The organism is Streptomyces sp. NPDC051243 (assembly GCF_044455405.1).
Taxonomy (GTDB): domain Bacteria; phylum Actinomycetota; class Actinomycetes; order Streptomycetales; family Streptomycetaceae; genus Streptomyces.
This window is the reverse complement of the sequence record NZ_JBITES010000016.1, coordinates 67,926-90,393: the sequence shown is the minus strand read 5'-3', so window position 1 is coordinate 90,393 and position 22,468 is coordinate 67,926. Positions and strand designations below refer to the sequence as shown.

The following is a 22,468-nucleotide window of genomic DNA, read 5'->3' as shown; positions in this document are numbered from 1 at the left end:
GTTTCAAGCCTCTTGCTGTAACACTTACGGCGGCGATACGTTTCGCGCGGGGTCGGACCCAAGAGAGCCGTAATCGCTAGGAGCCCATCTGTGATATCGAGATGGCCGTCGCCGTCCAGGCGTCGAACCGCCCGTATCGGACGGGTCGCCGCGGTCGCCGTCACCGCGTTGACCGCAGCGCTCGTCCAGCCCCTCGCGGCGCAGGCGGAGACTCCGCCCGCGCCCCCGTCCGACGCCAAGCTCGCCGCCGAGCCCGCCCGGCACGACGCCACCCGCGAGCAGTTCTACTTCGTTCTGCCGGACCGTTTCGCCAACGGCGACCCGGGCAACGACAAGGGCGGACTGACCGGTTCCCGCCTCTCCACCGGCTACGACCCCACCGACAAGGGCTTCTACCAGGGCGGCGACCTCAAGGGCCTGACCAAGAAGCTCGACTACATCAAGGGGCTCGGCACCACCGCCATCTGGATGGCGCCGATCTTCAAGAACCAGCCCGTGCAGGGCACCGGGGCCAACGCCTCGGCCGGCTACCACGGTTACTGGATCACCGACTTCACGCAGGTCGACCCGCACTTCGGGACGAACCAGGACCTCGAGAACCTCATCTCCAAGGCCCACGCCAAGGGCATGAAGGTCTACTTCGACGTCATCACCAACCACACCGCCGACGTCGTCGACTACGAGGAGAAGTCGTACGGCTATCTCTCCAAGGGCGCCTTCCCGTACCTGACCAAGGACGGCAGGCCCTTCGACGACGCCGACTACGCGGACGGGAAGTCGAAGTTCCCGGCCGTCGACACCGACTCCTTCCCGCGCACGCCGGCCGTCCCCGCCGCGAAGAAGGACGTCAAGGTCCCGTCGTGGCTCAACGATCCGACGATGTACCACAACCGGGGCGACTCCACCTTCGCCGGTGAGAGTTCCGCACACGGCGACTTCTCCGGCCTCGACGACCTGTGGACCGAGCGTCCCGAGGTCGTCAGCGGCATGGAGAGGATCTACCAGCGCTGGGTGCGCGACTTCGACATCGACGGCTTCCGGATCGACACCGTGAAGCACGTCAACACGGAGTTCTGGACCCAGTGGGCCACGGCCCTCGACGCCTACGCGGCCAAGCGGGGCCGCGACGACTTCTTCATGTTCGGCGAGGTCTACTCCGCCGACACGAACATCACCTCGCCGTACGTCACCCAGGGCCGCCTCGACGCCACCCTCGACTTCCCCTTCCAGGAGGCGGCACGGCAGTACGCCTCCCAGGGCGGCAGCGCGAAGAAGCTCGCGGGCGTCTTCGGCGACGACTACAAGTACACGACCGACAAGGCCAACGCCTACGAACAGGTGACCTTCCTCGGCAACCACGACATGGGCCGCATCGGGTACTTCCTGAACCAGGACAACCCGAAGGCCACCGACGCCGAGCTGCTCGCGAAGGACAAGCTCGCCAACGAGCTGATGTTCCTCAGCCGCGGCAACCCGGTCGTCTACTACGGCGACGAGCAGGGCTTCACCGGCGCAGGCGGCGACAAGGACGCCCGCCAGACCCTGTTCGCCTCGAAGACGGCCGACTACCTCGACGACGACCGGATCGGCACCGACCGCACCCACGCGAGCGACGCCTACGACACGAGCGCGCCGCTGTACAAGCAGATCGCGGCTCTCTCCAAGCTCCGCAAGGCCAACCCGGCCCTCGCCGACGGCGTCCAGACCGAGCGGTACGCGGCCGACGGTGCCGGTGTCTACGCCTTCTCGCGCACCGACGCGAGGACGGGCGTCGAGTACGTCGTCGCCTTCAACAACGCGGGCGGGGCGAGGACGGCGACCTTCACGACCGGTTCCGCGGGCATGGCGTTCAAGGGCATCTACGGCACCGAGGACTCCTTCAAGAGCGACGCCGGCAGCAAGGTCACCGTCACCGTCCCGGCCGGCTCGGCGATCGTCCTCAAGGCGGCCGGCAGGCTCGCCGAGCCCGCCACCGAGCCGACGATCACCCTGAAGGCCCCGGCCGCCGGAGCCACCGGCACGGTGGAGCTCTCCGCCGATGTCGACGGCGGTCAGCTCAACCGCGTCGTCTTCGCCGCCCAGGTCGGCAACGGCAAATGGCGCACCCTCGGCTCCGCCGACCACGCCCCGTACAAGGTCACCCAGACCATCGGGAAGGACGTACCGGCCGCAACCGCCCTGCGCTACAAGGCGGTCGTGATCGACTCGGCGGGCCGCACCGCGAGCGCCACCGCGGCCTCCGCCACCGGCACCCCGCCCGCCCCCGAAACCCCCACCGCCTCCTCCCGCGACTACGCGATCGTCCACTACAAGCGCACCGACGGCGACTACGCGAACTGGGGCCTGTACGCCTGGGGCGACCTCGCCGACGGCGAGTCCACCAACTGGCCGGACAGCCACCCGTTCGTCGGACGTGACTCCTACGGCGCCTTCGCCTACGTCAAGCTGAAGCCCGGCGCCTCGACCGTCGGCTTCCTCGTCATCGACAAGCAGGGCAACAAGGACGTCTCCGCGGACCGCACGATCGACGTCACCAAGACCGGCGAGATCTGGATCGAGCAGGGCAAGGAGGCCGTCCGCACCGAGAAGCCCGCGGCCGACTACCCGGCCCCCGACAAGACCAAGGCGGTCCTGCACTACCACCGCGCCGACGGCGACTACGACGGCTGGGGCCTGCACGTCTGGACGGGCGCGGCGAACCCCACCGAGTGGTCGAACCCCCTGAAGCCGGTCAAGACTGATGCTTATGGCGCAGTCTTCGAGGTACCGCTCACCGACGGTGCCACCAGCCTCAGCTACATCATCCACAAGGGCGACGAGAAGGACCTGCCCGCCGACCAGTCGCTCGACCTCACCGCCAGTGGTCACGAGGTGTGGCTGTTGAGCGGCCAGGAGAAGTACCTGCTTCCGCAGCCGGCCGGCGCCGCGGCGGCCCTCGACCTGACCACCTCCAAGGCGGTCTGGATCGACCGGAACACCCTCGCCTGGAACGGCTCCGACGCGGCCGCCTCCACGCAGCTGCTCTACAGCCGCACCGGCTCGATCACGGTGAAGGACGGCGCGCTGACCAGCGACGACGAGCGCTGGCTGCGACTGTCCAGGACGACCCTCACCGACGCCCAGAAGGCGAAGTTCCCGCACCTGAAGAACTACGCCGCCTGGTCCGTCGACCCACGCGACCGCGACCGGGTCCGCGAGGCCCTGCGCGGCCAGGTCGTCGCCTCCCAGCGCGCCGCGAACGGCGCCGTGCTCGCGGCGACCGGCGTGCAGATCGCCGGCGTACTCGACGATCTCCACCCGGGTGCCACGAAGGCCGACCTCGGGCCGACCTTCGACAAGGGCCGTCCGACGCTGGCCGTCTGGGCGCCCACCGCCCAGTCGGTCAAGCTGGAGATCGGCGACTCCACCGTCGCGATGAAGCGGAACGACTCCACCGGCATCTGGTCCGTCACCGGCCCCAAGTCGTGGAAGAACAAGCCGTACCGGTACGTCGTGAAGGTGTGGGCGCCCAGCGTCCGCAAGGTCGTCACCAACAAGGTCACCGACCCGTACTCGGTCGCCCTCACCGCGAACTCCGAGCGCAGCCTGGTCGTCGACCTCGGCGACAGGGCCCTGGCGCCCAGCGGCTGGTCCTCGTACACCAAGCCCGAGGCCGTGCCGCTGAACGACGCCCAGATCCAGGAGCTGCACATCCGGGACTTCTCGGTCGAGGACCGGACGGCCAAGCACCCCGGCACCTACCTCGCCTTCACCGACAAGGCCAGCGACGGCTCCAAGCACCTGCGTGAACTGGCGAAGGCGGGCACGTCGTACGTCCACCTGCTGCCCGCCTTCGACATCGCCACCATCCCCGAACGCCGGGACGACCAGGCGACCGCCGACTGTGACCTGGCCTCCTTCCCGGCCGACTCCGACAAGCAGCAGGAGTGCGTGGCGAAGATCGCCGCGAAGGACGCCTACAACTGGGGCTACGACCCGTACCACTACACGGTCCCCGAGGGCTCGTACGCCACCGACCCCGACGGCACCGGCCGCACGGTCGAGTTCCGCAGGATGGTCAAGGCGCTCAACGACGACGGCCTTCGCGTCGTCATGGACGTCGTCTACAACCACACGGCGGCCAGCGGGCAGGCGGACACCTCCGTCCTCGACCGGATCGTCCCCGGCTACTACCAGCGGCTCCTCGCCGACGGCTCGGTCGCCAACAGCACCTGCTGCTCCAACACCGCGACCGAGAACGCCATGATGGGCAAGCTGGTCGTCGACTCGATCGTCACCTGGGCCAAGGAGTACAAGGTCGACGGCTTCCGCTTCGACCTCATGGGCCACCACCCGAAGGCCAACATCCTCGCGGTCCGCAAGGCCCTCGACGCGCTGACCCTCGACAAGGACGGCGTCGACGGCAAGAAGATCATCCTGTACGGCGAGGGCTGGAACTTCGGCGAGGTCGCCGACGACGCCCGCTTCGTCCAGGCCACGCAGCAGAACATGGCCGGCACCGGCATCGCCACCTTCTCCGACCGGGCGCGGGACGCCGTACGCGGCGGCGGGCCCTTCGACGAGGACCCGGGCGTCCAGGGCTTCGCGTCGGGGCTCTACACCGAACCCAACTCGTCCTCGAACAACGGCACTTCGGCCGAGCAGAAGGCCCGCCTCCTGCACTACCAGGACCTCATCAAGGTCGGCCTGTCCGGCAACCTGGCGAAGTACCGGTTCACCGACACCGACGGCAAGGAGGTCACCGGCGCCGAGGTCGACTACAACGGCTCCCCGGCCGGTTACGCGGACGCCCCCGGCGACGCCCTCGCCTACGCCGACGCGCACGACAACGAGTCGCTGTTCGACGCCCTCGCCTTCAAGCTGCCGGCGACGACGAGCGCGTCCGACCGGGCCCGGATGCAGGTCCTCGCCATGGCCACGGCCACTCTCTCGCAGGGCCCGGCGCTCTCCCAGGCCGGCACCGACCTGCTGCGCTCCAAGTCGCTGGACCGCAACTCCTACGACAGCGGCGACTGGTTCAACGCCATCCACTGGAACTGCGCCGACGGCAACGGCTTCGGTCGAGGGCTGCCGATCGCGGCCGACAACGCCTCCAAGTGGCCTTACGCCAAGCCCCTGTTGGGCACGGTGAAGGTCGGCTGCGAGCAGATCGAGGGCACCTCGGCGGCGTACCGGGACCTGCTGAGGATCCGTTCGACGGAGTCGGTGTTCTCCCTCGGCACGGCCGAGCAGGTGCAGTCGAAGCTCTCCTTCCCGCTGTCCGGAAAGGACGAGACGCCCGGCGTGATCACCATGCGGCTCGGTGACCTCGTCGTCGTCTTCAACGCGACGCCCGGGAAGCAGGAACAGCGGATCGACGCCCTGGCCGGCGAGGGCTATGCGCTGCATCCGGTGCAGGCCGCGGGGGCGGATTCTATCGTCAAGTCCGCGTCGTTCGAAGAGAAAACGGGCACGTTCGCCGTTCCGGGTCGCACTGTCGCCGTCTTCTCACAGACCCGCTGACACATCACTAGGTTGAGTGGGGCGGACCCGGTCACCGGGCCCGCCCCATTCGTGTATCCGGGGGCAGGAGACGACGGACGGTTGACCTTGGACGGTTACGGCACGCAGTTCGGTACGACCGTCATGGTCGTCGACGACGTCTCGGTGAGCCGCTACGCCATGGGCGCCGTACTGCGCCGCGCGGGCCACGACGTCGTACAGGTGGCGAGCGCGGGCGAGGCGCTGAGCGAGCTCGACGAGCGGCTGCGCGCGGGCGCACTGCCCGACGCGGCCCTCGTCGACGTCGGGCTGCCGGACATGAGCGGCTTCGAGCTGTGCCGGCGGGTCAAGGCCCGGCCGTCCACGGCCGCGCTGCCCGTCGTCCACTTCTCCGCGACGGCCGTGGAGGCGGTGGACCGATGCCGGGGGCTCGACGCGGGCGCCGACGCCTACCTGACGGTGCCGGCCGAGCCGAGCGAGATCCAGGCCGTCGTACGGGCCGCCGTCCGTGGGGCGCGTCGGCGTACCGCCGCCGAGACGCTCGCGCACCGGCTGACGCTGCTGTCCGAGGCGATCGTCGCCGTGCAGACGGCACGCTGCCTGGAGGAGCTGGCCGACGCCGCCGCCGCGGGCGCGGCCCGGCTCAGCGGCACGCCCGCCGTGGTGTTCGTCATCGGCCCGGACGGCGAAGCGCACTGCGGCACCTCGCGCAGTCGGCTCGTACGGCCCGACGCCGGCGCCCACGAGGCCGCGGCCCGGCTGATCACACGGATGGCGAAGGGGCGGGGCGGGCGGAAGGGTGTGCACACCACCGTCGTCCCGGCGCCGCTGTGGCCTGCGGGATTCTTCTGGCCCGGCGCCCGGGAGGATGCCCGCCTGGTGCTGGCGTCGGCCCAGGAGTGCCGAGTGCAGGTGTGCATCGCCACACCGGCATGTGCAGCGTCCCCAAGGGGCGCGGGGCTGTATCGATCTGCGGCTCCGCCGCGGGGCGCGACCAGCCACGACGGCCCCGCAGACGACCGACAACACACCGCGGCACTTCCCATCGCGGCATTCCCCGCGGAGCGACCCGCGGAGCGCCTGGCCCAGGCCACCGCCCTGGCCGCCGAGCCGCTCCTGATGTACCAGGAGGAACGGGACATCGCCCTCACCCTCCAGCGCAGCTTCCTGCCCCAGCCGCACCGGCTGCCCAAGGTGCCGGGCGTCGATCTCGTCGTGCGCTACGTGCCCGCGTCCCGGCAGACCGAGATCGGCGGGGACTTCTACGCCGCCCTGCGCACGGAGGAGGGGGTGCTCACCGCGGTCGGGGACGTCGTCGGGCACTCGCTGGAGGCGGCCACCGTCATGGTCGAGATGCGGCACGCGCTGCGCGCCCACTGCGTCGAGGAGAGCGACCCGCGGGCACTGGCCGAACGGCTCGACCGGATGCTCCAGCACTACCACCCCGACGTCACCGCCACGCTTTGCCTGGCCCTGGTCGATCCCGGGAGCGGGCGGGTGCGGATCGCCAACGCGGGCCACATCCCACCGCTGATCGTGCGGCGGGAAGGCGACGCGGAGTATGTCCCGGTGAGCGGTCCGCTGCTGGGGCTCGCCCTGGACCGGCCCGAGCCGTCCGAACTGGTCCTGAGCCGGGAGGACCGCCTCCTCATGGTCACCGACGGGCTCATCGAGACCCGCGGCGTCGATCTGGCCGTCTCCATGGAGCAACTGCGCACGGCCGCCACCGACGCCCCGGCCGGCCTCGACGCGCTGTGCGACACCCTGCTGGGCTGCTTCGGGCGGGAGCGGGAGGACGACATCGCGATGCTGGCGCTGAGGTTAGGGTGAGCGCTGCTGACGTAGAACAGGAGTGCTCATGCCGCAGATCACCGTCGACCACTCGAAGACGATCTCTTTCGACCGGGCGGCCTTCGCCCGGGACCTGCACCAGGCGACCGTCGAGATCGCGGCGGCCAAGCCGGAGGCCTGCAAGACGCAGTTCCGGGCCGGCGACTTCACGGCCTTCGGCTACGAGGACCCGGAGGAACTGCGTCACGCGGTCGTCCATGTCACGCTCGGTCTGCTCGCCGGCCGCACCGACGAGACCAAGGCGAGGCTGACCGAGGCGGTTCTGGAGCTGCTGCGCAAGCACATCGAGGACGACGGCATCGTCCTGCACGCCTCCGCCGAGGTACGCGACCTCGACCCGTCGTACCGCAAGTTCTAACGTAGTCGGCGCCTGCTAGGACGCCAGCGAGATCAGCCGGGCGACCAGGTCACCGAACGGACCCTCGGCCGGCTCGTCCTTCAGGATGCGGCGCAGCAGGGCGCCCATCTCCTCGTCGTAGGCGGCGCTGACGGCGGCCAGGGCGGCGAAGTCGTGCACGAGCTGGACCTCCAGCTCGGCGCGCGGGATGCGCCGGCCGTCCAGCCAGATCAGTGCCGTCGACTCGGCGAGCGAGATCCAGGAGCGGATGACCAGTTCCAGTCGCGCGGGCGGGTTCTCCACCTTCAGATGCGAAAGGATTTGGACATACGCGGCCTGCCGGACGGAGTCGACGAGCGCGTTGGTGGTGGTCGAGCCGACGGCCGGGCCGCCGCGCATCAGCGCGGAGAAGCCGGGGCCGTGCTCGTCGACGAAGTCGAAGAACCGGCGCATCACCCGCAGCAGCCGCGCCCCCAGCGGCCCTTCGGGCGGCTCGACGAACCGGCCCGCCAGGTCCTCCGAGGCACGCTTCAACGCGGCCTCGTACAGGCTGAGTTTGCCGGGGAAGTAGTGGTAGACCAGCGGCCGTGAGATGCCCGCGGCCGACGCTATCTCGTCGATGGAGACCTCGTCGGGCGAGCGCCGGCTGAACAGATCGAGGGCGACGCCGATCAACTGCTGCCGTCGCTCCTCGACTCCCAATCTTCGCCGTACCCCGGTAGTCATGCGAACACCTTACCGATCGATTCCGGCCCCGAACGGACCGGACCGATCACGGGTGTTCACATGTCCAGTACGAGTCGCTCACCCCGCGCCCGTGACACACAGATCAGCATCGAGTCGGCCCGCTCCGCGTCCGTCAGCAACTCGTCCCGGTGCTCCACCTCGCCCTCCAGCACCCGCTGTTGGCAGGTTCCGCAGAAGCCCTGCTCGCAGGAGTACAGGGTGTCGGGCAACTCGGCGCGGACGGCGGCCAGTACGGTCGAGTCGGCGGGGACGGTCAACGTCCGTCCGCTGCGCCGCAGTTCGACCTCGAAGGCGTCGCCACCGCAGGCGCGGGGCGCGAACCGCTCCAGGTGGACCGACGGGAAACGCTCCTCCACCGCGGACATCAGCCCCTCCGGACCACAGCAGTAGACGGCGGCTCCCTCGGGCACGTCGGCGAGGAGTCCGTCGAGATCGGGCAGCCCCTCGATGACGGTCACCCTCCCCCAGGCTCGGCTTCGCTCGCCCGGGGGGACCCCCATGCGGCCGAGCTTCTCGACGTCCTCCAGGAACGGCATCGAGGCACGACTGCGACCGCAGTACACCAGCCTCCACTCCACGTCCTCGGGCAGCGCCCGCAGCATCGGCAGGACGGGCGTGATCCCGATGCCGCCCACGACGAAGACGTACGACTCGGCCCCCACGAGCGGGAAACGGTTCCGAGGCCCGCGCACCTCCAGCTCCATGCCCTCCCGGACCTGCTCGTGCACCTCGCGCGAGCCGCCCCGCCCGTCCGGGACCAGCCGGGTCGCCACGGTGTACGACGAGGTGTCCTCGGGGTCGCCGCACAGCGAGTACTGCCGCACCAGCCCCGACGGCAGCACGAGGTCGAGATGCGCGCCGGGCTCCCAGCGCGGCAGGTCGCGCCCCTCCAGCCGTAGTTGTACGACCCCTTCGGCGACCTCCTCGCGCGCTGCCACCAGCAGCCGCAGCGCCCGGGACCTCGGCCGCCCGGAGACCGGCTCCTCCAGCGCGGGCATCGGCCACAGCGGCGAGACCTGGATACGGCGCCGCAGCGCCCGCCGGGCGAGCAGGGCGGCACCGGCGATCACGGCGACGGTCCGGAGTTTCGGCATCAGGCGGCACCCTTCGCGGACTTCTCGGCTATCTCGGCGGCCAGCGCGGCGGGGGAGGAGGCCAGATAGGCGACGGCCTGCTCGGTGGAACCCTCCTGCGAGGGGTGGTACGCCCGGCTCAGATACCGGGGGATGGACCTGAGCATGTCCCCGGTGGCGGGCAGCGTGCCGCGCCTGCCGCGGACATAGAAGTCCTTGAAGGTGGCCCGCCCGTCGATGAGTGTCGGGTCGTTCTCCATGAAGAACCGCGCCCCGCGCTGCCACAGGAAGACCAGGGCCGTGAACGCGGTCGCCCAGGTCCGCACGCGCCGCCGGTAACTCCCGTCGACATGCATGAACAGCTCGAAGGCGACGGACCGGTGCTCGACCTCCTCCGCGCCGTGCCAGCGCAGCAGGTCCAGCATGGTCGGGTCGGCGCCGCGCCGGTCCAACTCGTCGGCGTTCAGCACCCAGTCGCCGAGGAACGCGGTGTAGTGCTCGATCGCCGCGATGAGCGCGACCCGCTCCATCAGCCACCATCGCCTGGCCCGCCCCGGTGGCAGCGTACGGTCGCCGAGCAGCTTCTCGAAGAGCCAGTCCACCTGGGCGGTGTACGGCGTCGGATCGAGCCCCTGCTCCCGCAGGTGCGGCAGCACCTCGTCATGGGCCTGCGAGTGCATCGCCTCCTGCCCGATGAACCCGATGACGTCCTCGCGGAGCCGCTCGTCCCGGATGTACGGCAGCACCTGCTTGTACACGTGCACGAACCACCGCTCACCGGCCGGCAGGAGCAGATGCAGCACGTTGATGGTGTGCGTGGTGAACGGATCCCCCGGCACCCAGTGCAACGGGGTGTCCTCCCAGGAGAAGGACACCTTGCGGGCCTTGAGGGGCACCCGGTCCTGCGTATTAGACATGGCGTCAATGTACTGACGGGTAGTCCCGGGGTGAACCCCCGTGCACGACCTTGTTTACGCGAGCGTCAGCAACGCCGCTCCCCGGCGGCCGGACTCACTCGAGGCCGCTGATCGAGCGCCCGCTCTCCAGCGTGGCCCTCAGATCGGCCCGGGCCCCTTGCTCGGCCCGCACGGTCAGCAGGCTGCCCCGGGACGTGCCGTTCACGCCGCCCGTGGCGTGGATCGACTCCGTGTCACGGGCGCCCGCCGCCAGCAGATACCAGCCGCCCTTCTGCGCCTTCCACAGCACACCGGCCAGCACATGGGGATCCCGCGCCCCGCACGCCGCCACGTTCTGGCCCTTCGCCGCCACCGTCGCCTGCGGCGCGCCCGGCGTCCGGAACTGGGCCAGCACCCGCTCGCCCCCGCCCCGCCAGGTCTCGGCACGCGTGCACAGCCACTGCGCGGTACCGGTCCCGTCGGGCAGCGCCTGCTGGGCGTACGCCCAGGCGTTGACCGTACGCACACCCGCGGAGCGCATCGAACCCAGCCAGCAGGAGTACGGCGCCCAGGTGCGCAGCGCCGCCGGGCCCGCCGCGTCCTTCACCGCACCGGGACGGCCGGTGGTCAGGCGGGCCGGCACCAGCTCCGAAAGGTCGGTCATCAGCCGGGTGCCGGTGCTGTCGGTCAGCTGCAGGGCGTTCCACGAGGTGCAGGTGCCGGTCTGCTGGGTGACGGGGCTCGCCATCGGCGAGGTGATCCCGCCGGTCACGGTGAGGTCCATCGCCCCGGTACGCGGCTTCAGCAGATCCCGCTCGGCCGCCCGCTTCACCCAGGGCGCCAGCAGATAGCGGACGTTGCCGTCGGCCCGGCTCAGCACCACCGCGCTCGCCTCCGCCCGGCCCGCGCCGTCGACCCGGGAGAAGTCCAGGGCGGCGCCGGCCGTGCCGTCCTGCGGCTCGGCGTAGCGGGCGATGCGCAGGCCGTCGTAGAGGATCACCACCCGGGCGTTGTCGACGTTCCCCGCGTACAGCAGTTGCGGTGCGCCGGGCGGGCCGCCGGCCGGGGTGCCCGGGGTCGCCGAGACCTGGACCGTCTCGCCGGGGCGGGCCCAGACGGCGAGGGCGCGGCGCAGCAGGGCCGAGTCGTCGGCGAGGTCGCCGCGCGGGGGCCACACGGAGAAGTCGGTGCGGGCGGAGGACTGCCAGGCCAGCGCGGGGACCCTGGTCAGCTGGGCCGGGTCGAGGGCGGCCTCAGCCGCCGGGTTCTGTGCGTACGGGGGCGCGGCGGGACCGTCCGGGCCCCAGCCCTCGCCGGGCAGGCCGAGCAGCGCCCCGGACACCAGGAGGGCGGCACCCGCGGCGAGCGCGGCCTTCATGTGCTGCCTGCGCCGCATCAGATCGGTGGGCCGGGCCTGGAGCGAGCAGGGGTCGAACTCGGGGGAGTCCAGCAGCGCGTACTGCGCGGGGACGGTGTCGGCCTCCTCCAGGGCCTCGTCCACGTAGTCGACACCGGCCGCGTCCAGCACCTCGCACACCGCGTCGTCCGTGAGCTTCTCCAGGCCGCGCAGGACGTGGGCCGCCCGCGCCGGGCCGGACAGCGCCGACAACCGCTGGTCCAGGGCGAGTTCGTCGGCGCCGCCCGACCGGGGGAAGAGGCGCAGGCCCCAGATCTGGGGCAGCAGGGGCGGCAGTTGGGAGCGCTTGGGCCAGGCCAGGCGCTTCAGCGGCCGGTCCGCCTCCAGCGCCGTACGCAGGACGCGGAGCCGGAGCAGGGCGTATCCGGGGTCGCCCTCGCGGCCGGTGGACTGGGCCGGGATCACGGGCGTGGCCGCGGCCCGGCCCCGGGGCAGGGCGCGCTGGGTGAGGGAGTGCGCGGTCACGACGCGCCGGTTGCGACCGAGGCTCGGCGGCAGCACGAGGTAGGCGAGCCGGACGAGACGCGGGTAGTGCTCGACGAGCGCGGCCTCGGCCCGCTCGACGTCGACGACGGGGTCGTCCGAGGCGGGGGCCGGGCGCGGGGCGACATCCTGTGACTGCACGTTCAGCAGAACGAGCGAATCGTCGGTTGGTCACCTTTCACCCGGACGCCCGGGCGCGTTTCCGGGCCGGCTCAGCCCTCGGGTTCCACCAGTGCCCGGGCGTAGTTCGCCATCGAGCGCTGATATCGCGGCAGATGAGGCGCGAGGGCGCCCAATACCAGAGCCAGCCCCTCCCGGTCACGCCCGAGGCTCGACAGACACAGGGCAAGGGTGGCCCGTACGGCGTCGTCCAGTTCGTCGGAGGGCGCGTCCAGCTCGGGTGTCAGCAGCTTGACGCCCTCTTCGGCCTGCCCGATGTTCCGGAGCGAGCTGGACAGCTGGATCCTGGCCCGCCGTCCCTTGTAGCCGGTCAGCCCGCGTGCCAACGCCTCCCGGTACAGCGGCACCGCCTGGTCCGAGTGCCCGGTCGAGTCCCAGGCGCAGGCCCGTTCGAAGGGGCCCAGTGGGCTGTCGTCGGGGAGTTCGGCGACGAGGGCGTCGATCACGGCGCGGAAGTCGGCCGCGTCCTCCTCGGCGTAGTCGTCGAGGGTCGCCCATGCGGCGGCCACGCGGTCTTCCCAGTCCTGGTTCACCGCGACACTCTCGCACAGGTGGGCGAACACCGGAGCGGTATTTTGAGCGCTCCGTGCGCGGGAGCCGTATCCACGGGGAGGCCCCTGCAGGGAGGAAGACATGAAGGTGACCCGACCGATGCTCGCGGCGGCCGCCGCCGCGGCGGTGTTCGCGCTGGCAGGCTGCGGATCCGGTGGCGACGAGAAGGCCGCCGTGCCCGAGACCGCCACCGGCAGCCTGGAGCACCTGGCCGCCGAGGTGAAGTGCAAGCCGAACATGCAGACGGACGCCGACGAAATCCGGCAGGCCCTCTGCAAGAACACCGACGGCAAGTTCGTCCTCGCCACCTTCGCCACCGACCGCGGCCAGGCCGAGTGGCTGAGCGGGGCCAAGGACTACGGCGGCTACTACCTCGTCGGCCGCAAGTGGGTCGCCGTCGGCCAGGAGAAGACGGTCGAGGCGCTGCAGTCCACCCTCGGCGGCAGCATGGAGGAAGGGTCCGCCCACATGAATCCCGGGGGCAGCCACAACAGCGGCAGCAACAGCGGCAGCCACCACGGCTGACTTGGTCGTCTCTCAATTCGTCGAGGCAAGCGAAAGCCGGCGGTGGGAAATCCCACCGCCGGCTTTCTGCTGTTCCTACCGGATCAGGACTACTGGCAGTCCTGCCCGCTGTTGATGCACTGGACCATCTCGTTCATCGTGTTCTCGTCGAAGAAGTTGATGAAGTCGTTGTGGTCGGTGATCGCCTTGTGCAGCTGGTCCGGGAAGGAGTCGACCGCGAAGGCGTTCTGGACCTGTCCGTTCTGGATCTGCGGGGCCGGAATGTCGTAGACCAGGCGGACCTGGAGCTGGGGGATCGCCTGGAAACCGTTGGCGCAGGTGCCGTCGGCCTGGACGAACGCCACGTGCGTGCGGTGGTTGGCGCTGTCGATGTTCTGTCCGTCCCAGCAGCTCTGGAAGTTGGACGTCCGCACCACGGAGCTGCCCTCGGGGCAGATCGGGAGCTTGTCGTGCAGCTGGACCTTGTCCTCGAAGCCGGTGCAGCTCCAGTTGGCGTTGGCGTTGGCGGTGCCGTTGACGAAGGACTTGGCGTCGCCGGTGATGATGCGCAGGGCCTGCGGCATCGCGACGACATCGCTCGTCCTGTTGCCGACGAACTTCAGCTGTGCCTCGCTGGGCTCGACGATCGTGCCGACGTTGCCGTCCTGACCGCCACCGGGGGCGTTGGCGTCGATGTCGTTCTGACCGTCCTGGATACGCAGCACGGGCCAGAAGTACGACGACCTGTCACCCTGGTTCTGGCAGGTGGTGTCGCCGTTCGCCAGGTCCTGGTCGCTCGCGAAAGCGTTGTTGGCCTGGTTGCCGACGTAGTCGTGCTGGTGCTGCGCACCGTTGCTGACACCGGGAGCGACGATCACGTTGTCCGAGTTGCGGTTCTCGTTCTGGTTGGTGCCGCAGTTCGTGGTGAAGCTGCCGGTCGAACCGCTGTCCCCGTTCGCGGGGAGGCCGTTCGCGCCGACACCCAGCTGGGGACTGCCCTGGACCTGGGTGATGTCCACGAAGTCGTCCGCGTTCGGACCGTTGCCGGCCTGACCGCCGTTGCCGCCCTGGTCCTGTCCGCCGCCGTCCTGACCGTCCTGGTTCTGGTCCTGACCGTCGTTGTTCTGGTCCTGACCGTCCTGGTTCTGGTCCCCGTCCTGCTGGCCGTCATTGGTCTGAGGCTGCTCGGCCGGGACGCCCTGGCACTCGGCGAGCTGGTCGAGGTTCTGCGGTCGCTGGCCGCCGGCCCGGTTGATGTTGATGCCGATCCGGTCGAGCGTCGCCACACGCTTGGACTTCAGCGGTCCGAGAATGGCGTTGTTGACGAAGTTGGCGTCCCCCGCCTGGGCCTGCCGCGTCTCGGCGAGACGCTTATAGGCATCCGTGACCTGCCTGTCCAGCAGCGCCAGCTCCTTGGCGACACCCCTGCGCGCGCTCCGCGGCACCTTCGTCAGCTTCTGGCCGACGTCCGGGCAGTTGATCGTCGCGATCTGGGCGTTCGTGGACTTCGTCTGGTTCCACCCAGAGTTGTCCTCGTGCGCCGAAGCATAGAAGTTGGCCCATACAAGCCCGCCCCCACCGAGCGCTAGGGCCGCCGATGCGGCTATGGCCTTGGTGGCCAGCGGCGTACGGCGTTTTCGTGTGTTGCGTCCCATGGAACTCCTCTGACTTCCTTTTTCGGGGCATCGAGGCGCCCGACAGGAGTGAAGCGGCTCCCTCTCATACGGAGGGCGTCCCAGGGGTGTTCAGCCGTCTCGGAAATTGTTGAGAGATTCGTGAGAACGCTCTGCCCTCAACAGCCCCTGGAACACCAGGAGTTGTTGATCCCGCACGGCGGGTGAATGGCGGGTCCGGTTTTACCGGCCGTGGTCGAGATACGCGAGAACCGCCAGCACGCGACGGTTGTCGTCGTCCGACACCTCCAGGCCCAGTTTGGCGAAGATATTGGCGGTGTGTTTGGCGATCGCCCGTTCCGTGACGACGAGCCGTTCGGCGATCGCCGCGTTCGACCGTCCCTGCGCCATCAGCTCCAGCACCTCCGTCTCGCGGGGCGTGAGCCGGGCGAGCGGCTGGTCGCCGGCCGCCCGCCGGGTCAGCAGCTGCTGGATCACCTGCGGGTCCATCGCCGTGCCGCCCGCCGCGACGCGCCGTACGGCGTCCACGAACTGGTCCGCGTCGAACACCCGGTCCTTCAGCAGATAACCCACCCCGCCCCTGCCGTCGGCGAGCAACTCCCGCGCGTACAACTGCTCCACGTGCTGCGACAGCACCAGCACCGGCAGCCCGGGCTTCCTCCGGCGGGCCTCCAGGGCGCACTGCAGGCCCTCGTCCGTGTTCGTCGGCGGCAGGCGTACGTCGACGACGGCGACGTCCGGCTCCAGCTCGGCCAGCGCACGGGAGAGTTCGGGGCCGGTCTCCACCGCCGCCGCTATCTCGAAGTCGTAGGCCTGCAGCAGCCGGACGAGCCCGTCCCGCAGCAGGAACAGGTCTTCGGCTAGGACAACGCGCAAGGAATCTCCATGGTGACCATGGTGGGGCCGCCGGCGGGAGAGCTGACGGCCAGGACGCCGTCGAATGTACCCAGTCGCCGCTCGACTCCGGCGAGGCCCGAACCGGCCCCGATCACCGCGCCGCCCTGGCCGTTGTCGGTGACGGTCGCGCGCAGCACATCCCCCCTGCGGTGCAGGTCGACCCAGATCCGGTCGGCGCCCGAGTGCTTCACGGCATTGGTGAGCACCTCGCTGATCGCGAAGTACGCCGCGGACTCCACGGGCGCCTCCGCACGCCCGGGCAGCTCCACGTTCACCTCGGTCGTGATCGGCAGCCGCAGCGCCAACGCCCGCACGGCGTCGCCCAGTCCGCGCTCGGCCAGCACGGGCGGGTGGATGCCGCGCACGAGGTCGCGCAGCTCGGCGAGGGCGTCGACGGAGGACTTGCGGGCCTGCGCGAGCAGTCGCCTCGCCTGCTCCGGGTCCTTGTCGAGCAGCATCTCGATGGTGCCGAGGTCCATGCCCATCGCGACCAGGCGGGCCTGCGCCCCGTCGTGCAGATCGCGTTCGATCCGGCGCAGTTCGGCGGCGGAGGTGTCGACGGCGTCCCGCCGAGTCTCCGTCAACACCCTTACGCGCTCGGCCAGTTCGTCCTGGTCGGAGCCGAGGACCGCCCGGGTGAGCCGGAAGTGGGTCTGGAGCAGGCGCGGGGTGTAGAAGTGGGCGAGGAAGAGCAGCGCGAGGGCCAGGGCGCCGGCGCCCAGCGCGGACGTCTGGTCGGTGACCGGCACGAAGCCGTACCAGTACGTGCCGCCGGCGGAGTCCGCGAAGACCCGCCACAGCCCGGCCGCGATCGCGAACCCCTCCAGCGGATAGAAGAGAAGCACGGCCGGCAGCAGCGCGGTGAGGAACCCCGCCGTCATGTCGACGGGCAGCCACAGCAGGTCCCGCCAGGTCGCCGGGTCGCTCAGCATCCCGAAGGTGCGGGTCCACGGGTTGGCGTCCTTCGGCAGGGGCCGGTACGCCGGCGGTATCCGCACCCCGCCCCACTCGGCCGCGAGGACGCGCCGCCAGTTCGCGAACGTGCGCACACCGGTCAGCACATACGGCGTCGTGACGATGCCGACGCCGATCGGGACGAGCGCGACGGACACGAGGGAGAGGGTGAAGCACAGAACGGCACCCGGCAGGGAGATCAGGGCCAACGCCAGCCCCCGCAGCGCGGCGAGCCCCATGCCCCGTGCCCTCGAACTCGCGCCGCTCTTCTTGTCGTTGGTCATGCGGTCAGTCTCGCCGAGGCCGCGGCGGCGGTCACGGGGCCCGGCCACCGGATCAGGGGGTGGTGCCAGGTACACCCTCCGCCGTCGCCGCGAGCGCCTTCGCCTCCACCTCCGGATCCAGGCCCACGGCCGGCCGGTCCGGTCGCTGCGGTGCGGTGCCGCCGATCTGCCGGAGCCAGTGCCAGGTGTCGGCCACCGTCTCGGCGACGGGACGGCAGCGCAGGCCCGCACCGACGGCCCGGGAGACGTCCGCACCGTGCAGTGCCGCGTGTCCCTCGCTGCCCGGGGGCACCCACACCGGCAGCTGGGTCCACGGCTCGATACCGGCGCCGAGGACGACGTCCGGGTCGGTCCAGCGCAGCTCGGCGTCCGACCCGGTGGCGGCCACACATGCGTCGAGGAGCTCACCCATGGTGGTGTGGCCCCGCGGGCTCATGAGGTTGTACGCCCCGCTCAGCTTCCCCTCCACGGCCCCGAGGATCCACTTTGCGAGGTCGCGGATGTCGACGTACTGGAGAGGGAGTTCCCGTGGCCCCGGTGCGAGCACCGGACCTCCGCGGGCGATCCGGGTCAGCCACCAGGGCAGCCGGCCGATGTTCTCGTACCGCCCGAGGAGCAGCCCGGCCCGCACGAGCACCGAGCGCTCGGCCCCGAAGGCCTCGACGGCGGCCAGCTCACCGCCCCGCTTGTCCCGCGCGTAGTCGGTCTGCTCCGCCCCGGCCTCGGCGCCCTCGACCAGCGGCGCGTCCTCGGCGTACCCGACGGGCGGCGCCCAGGCGTACACCGAGCAGCTCGACACGTACACATACCGCCCGGCGCGGCCCCGCAGCAGCCGCGCCGAGTCCCGTACGGCACGCGGCGCCGCCGACCAGGTGTCGACGACGGCGTCCCAGTCGCCCGTCGCCTGCGCGAGGGCGGCGAGCCCGTCGGGCGTGGTGCGGTCACCGTGCAGTGACCGCACGCCGGCCGGGGGAGCGTGCCGCCCCCGGTGGAAGACGGTCACCTCCCAGCCGCGCCCGAGGGCCGCCTCCGCGACGGCCCGCCCCGCGAACTCCGTACCACCCAGGATCAGAAGCCTCATGCCGCCGACTCTGCACGGTCCGGGCGCGGGACGGAACAGGACTCTGCAGTCAGCAGAAGGTCAACGCCCGGCCGGCGGCGCGTACTTGTACCCCACCCGACGGACCGTCTGGATCGTGCCCCGGTGCTCGGCGCCCAGCTTGCGGCGCAGCCGGGCGATGTGGACGTCGACGGTACGGCCGTCGCCCACATGCCCGTACCCCCACACCGTGGTGACCAGCTGGTCGCGCGTGTGCACGCGATGAGGGTGCGCCACCAGGTGGGCGAGCAGCTCGAACTCCAGGTAGGTGAGGTCGAGTTCACGGCCGTCGACGGCGGCGGTGCGGCGCACGCTGTCGACGCGGACGAGCGGTTCGCCCGCGCTGTCGGCGACGGGCTGCTGCCGGCCGGCCGGGACGAGCACCAGGTAGCCGATCATCGGGGGCTGTCCCGGCAGCGTGGGCAGGGAGTGAGGTGGAGCGGGCAGCCAGGTGGTACCCGGCGGCAGGAGGTCCGCGATCTCGATCACCTCGTCCCGGTCGACGGCCCGCAGATGGTGCCGGGAACCGTTCGGGGCGGGGGAGTTGAGCGGGGCGGCGGAGGACAGAGAACGAGTGGTCGCCATGAGAGGTCAGCTCTTTCGCGCGAGAAGTCCGTAGGGGAGACGTACGTCGTTTCGCGCCGACCGAAGGCCGAGAGGTTACGGCTTTACAGGGCCCGCGCGTTCACCGCGCGGCAACACACCCGGTCGAAGTCGTGGTGCTGACGGGAAGGCCAGAAGGGCTCGAGGTCATGGCGACCTGTCGCGGAGTACTTCTGGGAGCTGGCCATGCCCCCATTGAAGCAGACGCATGCGAGCTCGCGACACCGACAACGAGAGGGGGCGCCCACCGTTGTGGTGGGCGCCCCCTCTCGGAGCCACTGGGCGGATCAGACCTGGCCGGCCTTCTCCAGCGCGGAGCAGCAGGTGTCGACGAGCAGGCGGGTCACCACGTACGGGTCGACGTTGGCGTTCGGGCGGCGGTCCTCGATGTAGCCCTTGCCGTCCTTCTCGACCTGCCACGGGATACGGACCGAGGCGCCACGGTTGGAGACGCCGTAGGAGTACTCGTTCCACGGGGCGGTCTCGTGCAGACCGGTCAGGCGGTCGTCGATGCCGGCGCCGTAGTTCTTGACGTGGTCGAGCGGCTTGGAGCCCTCACCGAGCGACTCGCAGGCGGTGATGATCGCGTCGTAGCCCTCGCGCATCGCCTTGGTGGAGAAGTTGGTGTGCGCACCGGCGCCGTTCCAGTCGCCCTTCACCGGCTTCGGGTCCAGCGTCGCGGAGACACCGAAGTCCTCGGCGGTGCGGTAGAGCAGCCAGCGGGCGATCCACAGCTGGTCCGAGACCTCCAGCGGGGCCAGCGGGCCGACCTGGAACTCCCACTGGCCGGGCATGACCTCGGCGTTGATGCCGGAGATGCCGAGACCGGCCTCCAGGCAGTTCTCCAGGTGGGCCTCGACGACCTCACGGCCGAAGATCTCGTCGGCGCCGACACCGCAGTAGTAGCCGCCCTGCGGGGCCGGGAAACCGCCCTTGGGGAAGCCGAGCGGGTAGCCGTCCTGGAAGAAGGTGTACTCCTGCTCGATGCCGAAGATCGGCTCCTGCGCGGCGAACTTCTCCGCCACCTCGACGAGCGCGGCACGGGTGTTGGTCGCGTGCGGGGTGAAGTCGATGTTCAGGACCTCACACAGCACGAGCACGTCGTCGCCGCCGCGGATCGGGTCGGGGCAGGTGAAGACCGGCTTGAGCACACAGTCCGAGGCGTGGCCCTCGGCCTGGTTGGTGGAGGACCCGTCGAAGCCCCAGATCGGCAGCGCGTCCAGACCGGCGGGCTCACCCGCGATGATCTTCGTCTTGGAACGCAGCTTGGCCGTCGGCTCGGTGCCGTCGATCCAGATGTACTCAGCCTTGAAGGTCACGGGCCACATCCTTCGGGGGTGGGTCTAGGCGCACTTGCGGGTGCTGCGGCGCTGCGGCACTGGGGCGCCGCTCTTGATGTCCGCGAGCCTGTCAACAGGCGATTTCCCGGCCGTTGCTCGTATGTGAACCCCGTGTTACCTGGTCATGGTGTGGCGCGTTTCACGCTGTGAGCGGCCGTACAAAGTCGATACGGCGACATCCGCTGCCTCCGCGGAGCGGGGGCGGGCGGCTCGTATGCGATGGGAATGACGGGCCTCCGCGTCCGGCGCCCCGCCCTGCCGCGCCCCGCGCCGCCCGGCCCGCCGCTCCCCCTGTGTGCGGCGGGCCGGGCGGAGCGGAACGCGTCGGCCCTGCCGCCCGTGGCCGCGGGCGGCAGGGTCATGACACGTACGCGTGGTTACCCGAGCATCACCCCACCTTCTCGATCACCGCGCGGCGGATCAGGAACTTGCCGGGCTCACGCACCTGCTCGAAGGCCGCGTTGTTGAGCAGCACACAGCTGCCGGAGACCGAGGTGACCTCCACCGTCGTGGACTTGTTGTTGTCCAGGTTGGTGACCTTCAGCTTGGTGCCGGCCGGGAACTGGTTGCTGGACGCGGCGGGAGCGCCGCCCTCACCGGAGAGCGTCACGGTGGACCCGTTGCAGACCTGCTGGCCCGAGGCCGCGGCACCGCCGCCGGCGTTCCCCGCCTCCTCGTTGCCAGCCCCCTCGTTGCCCGCAGGCGCACTCTGGGACGGCGCGGCACCCCCCGCCTGCTGGCCTCCGCCGGCCTGCTGACCGCCACCCTGCTGTCCCGCCTGCTCTCCGCCCTGCGCCGGCTGTGACGCCTGGGAGCCCTGAGCCGACTCCCCAACGACACACCCGGAGGCTTCCTGCTGGACCTGGATCTGCTTGATGACGGCCTCACGGTTGGCGATCCGGGCCGCGGACTGCGCGTCCGGGTTGGCCCGTTGCCCCTCGATGAACCGCTGGTTGTTGCCGAGCGCGGTGGCGAGCCCCTGGCAGACGCTCGACTCCGCGGCGGACTTGACCGTCGGCGTCTGCGAGGCGTTCGAGGTGCTCGCCATGACGAAGGCACCGCCTCCCGCCACGGTCGCCGCACTCACCAGCAGCGCGATCTTCTTCTTCGTACTGACAGTTCTCCTGCGCGACATGCGCGCCTCCTGAGAGGTAGGGGAGCGTACGCCGCTATGTACGAGATACCGAACGAAGTTACTCAGTGGTTACAGGAGTCACTGAAGTAACGTGCGTCACACACCCTTGCCGTCCTCGTACGCCACCACCGTGTCGTTGACGTACGACAGAAGGCCCTCGGTCTGCCGGGTGATCGCGGCCTCCTCGGTCTCCGCGCCGTCGCCCCACTGCCCGTTGGCGAACACCACCGAGCGGACGGTCATCACCCGCCGGAAGACGCCCGCCGAGCCCGGCGGCACCGTCGGCATCCCCGCCTCCGGCGGCGGATCGAGCGAGACCACTTGATAGGTCACCGGGTCCATCGAGGCCATCATGAACACGCGGGAGGCGTCCTCGACGCGCTCGAAACTCAGCACCGTGACCGTCACCTGCGAACGCCGGTCGGCGTCTGTGAAGAGGGCGGCGGTCAACCTCGAACAGGGCTCGCCCTGCTCGATCAGCTCCGCCAGCTCCGGCGCCATCCCGCGGGCGCAGTCGGTGGTACTGGCCAGATCCACCCGCGTGTAACGGGAACCGTCCTTCAGGAGCACGTTCTGCTCCGGGAACGCCTGCTCCGGGCGGATCACCGGCCGGGCGAGCAGCGAAGGGAGAGCGGTCGGCGCGTCGGAGGGCAGGGTGACGTCGACGGTCGGGACGGGTGTGTCGGACACGGCCGCCGGGGCCGGCGAACCCGCCGAGGTGCCGCCTGCCCCGCCCCGGTACATCGCCACACCGGCGGCGATGGCCGCGACGAGGACGACGCCCGTACCGGCGGCCACCGCGCGCCGGGTCCGGCGTCCGCGGCGTATCCGCTCCTGCTCGGCCGCCCACTGGGCGTACGGGTCGGGCTGTCGTCCGTACGGCCCGGGTTGCTGTCCGTACGGCCCGTCCTGCTGCCCGTGCGGCGGGTACGGCCCGGGCTGCTGCCCGTGCGGCATTCCTTGATCACCGAAGCTCATGGCGGCGGAGGGTAACACCGCGC

17 protein-coding genes are annotated in these 22,468 nt (G+C 70.6%); 4 read left to right on the top strand and 13 right to left on the bottom strand.

Features of this window, described 5'->3' with window-relative positions; translation table 11 throughout:
- Positions 1–90 precede the first annotated feature (90 nt).
- The 3 genes from pulA to ACIBAG_RS34630 all read left to right on the top strand — a co-directional run bounded on the left by pulA (position 91) and on the right by ACIBAG_RS34630 (position 7,690).
- Positions 91–5,502, top strand: coding sequence for a pullulanase-type alpha-1,6-glucosidase (gene pulA / locus ACIBAG_RS34640; RefSeq protein WP_399110701.1), 5,412 nt, complete (start codon positions 91–93; stop codon positions 5,500–5,502).
- 123 nt (positions 5,503–5,625) lie between these two features.
- Positions 5,626–7,311: a SpoIIE family protein phosphatase gene (locus ACIBAG_RS34635; protein ID WP_399110929.1), complete on the top strand. Its 1,686-nt coding sequence runs from the start codon at positions 5,626–5,628 to the stop codon at positions 7,309–7,311.
- Positions 7,312–7,339: 28 nt separating this feature from the next.
- Positions 7,340–7,690 (top strand): 5-carboxymethyl-2-hydroxymuconate Delta-isomerase, encoded by a 351-nt coding sequence (locus ACIBAG_RS34630; protein ID WP_399110700.1) that lies wholly within the window; start codon positions 7,340–7,342, stop codon positions 7,688–7,690.
- A 15-nt stretch (positions 7,691–7,705) separates the two neighbouring features.
- On the opposite strand, the gene ACIBAG_RS34625 is transcribed toward ACIBAG_RS34630, so the two are convergent.
- The 5 genes from ACIBAG_RS34625 to ACIBAG_RS34605 form a co-directional block, all read right to left on the bottom strand.
- A complete protein-coding gene (locus tag ACIBAG_RS34625) occupies positions 7,706–8,395 on the bottom strand; it encodes a TetR/AcrR family transcriptional regulator (RefSeq protein ID WP_399110698.1) in 690 nt (229 codons plus the stop codon).
- Between the two features lie 56 nt (positions 8,396–8,451).
- A complete protein-coding gene (locus tag ACIBAG_RS34620; protein ID WP_399110696.1) occupies positions 8,452–9,510 on the bottom strand; it encodes a PDR/VanB family oxidoreductase in 1,059 nt (352 codons plus the stop codon).
- Positions 9,510–10,406, bottom strand: coding sequence for a metal-dependent hydrolase (locus ACIBAG_RS34615; protein WP_399110694.1), 897 nt, complete (start codon positions 10,404–10,406; stop codon positions 9,510–9,512). The genes ACIBAG_RS34620 and ACIBAG_RS34615 overlap by 1 nt, the downstream gene beginning before the upstream one ends.
- Before the next feature lie 94 nt (positions 10,407–10,500).
- On the bottom strand, positions 10,501–12,426 hold the full coding sequence (locus ACIBAG_RS34610) for a hypothetical protein (RefSeq protein ID WP_399110693.1): 1,926 nt from the start codon (positions 12,424–12,426) through the stop codon (positions 10,501–10,503).
- A 71-nt stretch (positions 12,427–12,497) separates the two neighbouring features.
- On the bottom strand, positions 12,498–12,998 hold the full coding sequence (locus ACIBAG_RS34605; RefSeq protein WP_399110691.1) for a tetratricopeptide repeat protein: 501 nt from the start codon (positions 12,996–12,998) through the stop codon (positions 12,498–12,500).
- 100 nt (positions 12,999–13,098) lie between these two features.
- On the opposite strand from ACIBAG_RS34605, the gene ACIBAG_RS34600 reads away from it, so the two are divergent.
- Positions 13,099–13,542 (top strand): hypothetical protein, encoded by a 444-nt coding sequence (locus ACIBAG_RS34600; RefSeq protein ID WP_399110689.1) that lies wholly within the window; start codon positions 13,099–13,101, stop codon positions 13,540–13,542.
- A gap of 89 nt (positions 13,543–13,631) precedes the next feature.
- Here the strand turns inward: ACIBAG_RS34600 and ACIBAG_RS34595 are convergent, their stop codons facing one another.
- From ACIBAG_RS34595 to ACIBAG_RS34560, 8 genes are all read right to left on the bottom strand, one after another.
- Complete coding sequence (locus ACIBAG_RS34595; RefSeq protein WP_399110688.1) at positions 13,632–15,176, bottom strand: DUF1996 domain-containing protein; 1,545 nt, start codon at positions 15,174–15,176, stop codon at positions 13,632–13,634.
- 201 nt (positions 15,177–15,377) lie between these two features.
- On the bottom strand, positions 15,378–16,031 hold the full coding sequence (locus ACIBAG_RS34590; RefSeq protein ID WP_399110687.1) for a LuxR C-terminal-related transcriptional regulator: 654 nt from the start codon (positions 16,029–16,031) through the stop codon (positions 15,378–15,380).
- Positions 16,016–17,290 carry a sensor histidine kinase gene (locus ACIBAG_RS34585; protein WP_399110685.1) on the bottom strand — a complete coding sequence of 425 codons (1,275 nt, stop codon included), beginning with the start codon at positions 17,288–17,290 and terminating at the stop codon, positions 16,016–16,018. The genes ACIBAG_RS34590 and ACIBAG_RS34585 overlap by 16 nt, the downstream gene beginning before the upstream one ends.
- A 52-nt stretch (positions 17,291–17,342) precedes the next feature.
- On the bottom strand, positions 17,343–18,371 hold the full coding sequence (locus ACIBAG_RS34580) for an SDR family oxidoreductase (protein WP_399110683.1): 1,029 nt from the start codon (positions 18,369–18,371) through the stop codon (positions 17,343–17,345).
- A 60-nt stretch (positions 18,372–18,431) separates the two neighbouring features.
- A complete protein-coding gene (locus ACIBAG_RS34575) occupies positions 18,432–18,974 on the bottom strand; it encodes a winged helix-turn-helix domain-containing protein (protein ID WP_399110681.1) in 543 nt (180 codons plus the stop codon).
- Between the two features lie 305 nt (positions 18,975–19,279).
- Positions 19,280–20,311 (bottom strand): glutamine synthetase, encoded by a 1,032-nt coding sequence (gene glnII, locus ACIBAG_RS34570; RefSeq protein WP_399110679.1) that lies wholly within the window; start codon positions 20,309–20,311, stop codon positions 19,280–19,282.
- 409 nt (positions 20,312–20,720) lie between these two features.
- The gene (locus tag ACIBAG_RS34565; protein WP_399110678.1) at positions 20,721–21,467 is read right to left on the bottom strand and encodes a hypothetical protein; all 747 of its coding nucleotides are present in this window, start codon (positions 21,465–21,467) and stop codon (positions 20,721–20,723) included.
- A gap of 96 nt (positions 21,468–21,563) precedes the next feature.
- Positions 21,564–22,445 carry a hypothetical protein gene (locus tag ACIBAG_RS34560; RefSeq protein WP_399110676.1) on the bottom strand — a complete coding sequence of 294 codons (882 nt, stop codon included), beginning with the start codon at positions 22,443–22,445 and terminating at the stop codon, positions 21,564–21,566.
- Positions 22,446–22,468 lie beyond the last annotated feature (23 nt).

What these genes read in the sequence shown, in the direction of transcription:
- ACIBAG_RS34565 (WP_399110678.1), bottom strand. Translation starts at nt 21,467, where the DNA reads ATGTCGCGCAGGAGAACTGTCAGTACGAAGAAGAAGATCGCGCTGCTG.
- ACIBAG_RS34585 (WP_399110685.1), bottom strand. Translation starts at nt 17,290, where the DNA reads ATGACCAACGACAAGAAGAGCGGCGCGAGTTCGAGGGCACGGGGCATG.
- ACIBAG_RS34615 (WP_399110694.1), bottom strand. Translation starts at nt 10,406, where the DNA reads ATGTCTAATACGCAGGACCGGGTGCCCCTCAAGGCCCGCAAGGTGTCC.
- ACIBAG_RS34575 (WP_399110681.1), bottom strand. Translation starts at nt 18,974, where the DNA reads ATGGCGACCACTCGTTCTCTGTCCTCCGCCGCCCCGCTCAACTCCCCC.
- ACIBAG_RS34630 (WP_399110700.1), top strand. Translation starts at nt 7,340, where the DNA reads ATGCCGCAGATCACCGTCGACCACTCGAAGACGATCTCTTTCGACCGG.
- ACIBAG_RS34595 (WP_399110688.1), bottom strand. Translation starts at nt 15,176, where the DNA reads ATGGGACGCAACACACGAAAACGCCGTACGCCGCTGGCCACCAAGGCC.
- ACIBAG_RS34635 (WP_399110929.1), top strand. Translation starts at nt 5,626, where the DNA reads ATGGTCGTCGACGACGTCTCGGTGAGCCGCTACGCCATGGGCGCCGTA.
- ACIBAG_RS34560 (WP_399110676.1), bottom strand. Translation starts at nt 22,445, where the DNA reads ATGAGCTTCGGTGATCAAGGAATGCCGCACGGGCAGCAGCCCGGGCCG.
- ACIBAG_RS34580 (WP_399110683.1), bottom strand. Translation starts at nt 18,371, where the DNA reads ATGAGGCTTCTGATCCTGGGTGGTACGGAGTTCGCGGGGCGGGCCGTC.
- ACIBAG_RS34625 (WP_399110698.1), bottom strand. Translation starts at nt 8,395, where the DNA reads ATGACTACCGGGGTACGGCGAAGATTGGGAGTCGAGGAGCGACGGCAG.
- ACIBAG_RS34600 (WP_399110689.1), top strand. Translation starts at nt 13,099, where the DNA reads ATGAAGGTGACCCGACCGATGCTCGCGGCGGCCGCCGCCGCGGCGGTG.
- ACIBAG_RS34620 (WP_399110696.1), bottom strand. Translation starts at nt 9,510, where the DNA reads ATGCCGAAACTCCGGACCGTCGCCGTGATCGCCGGTGCCGCCCTGCTC.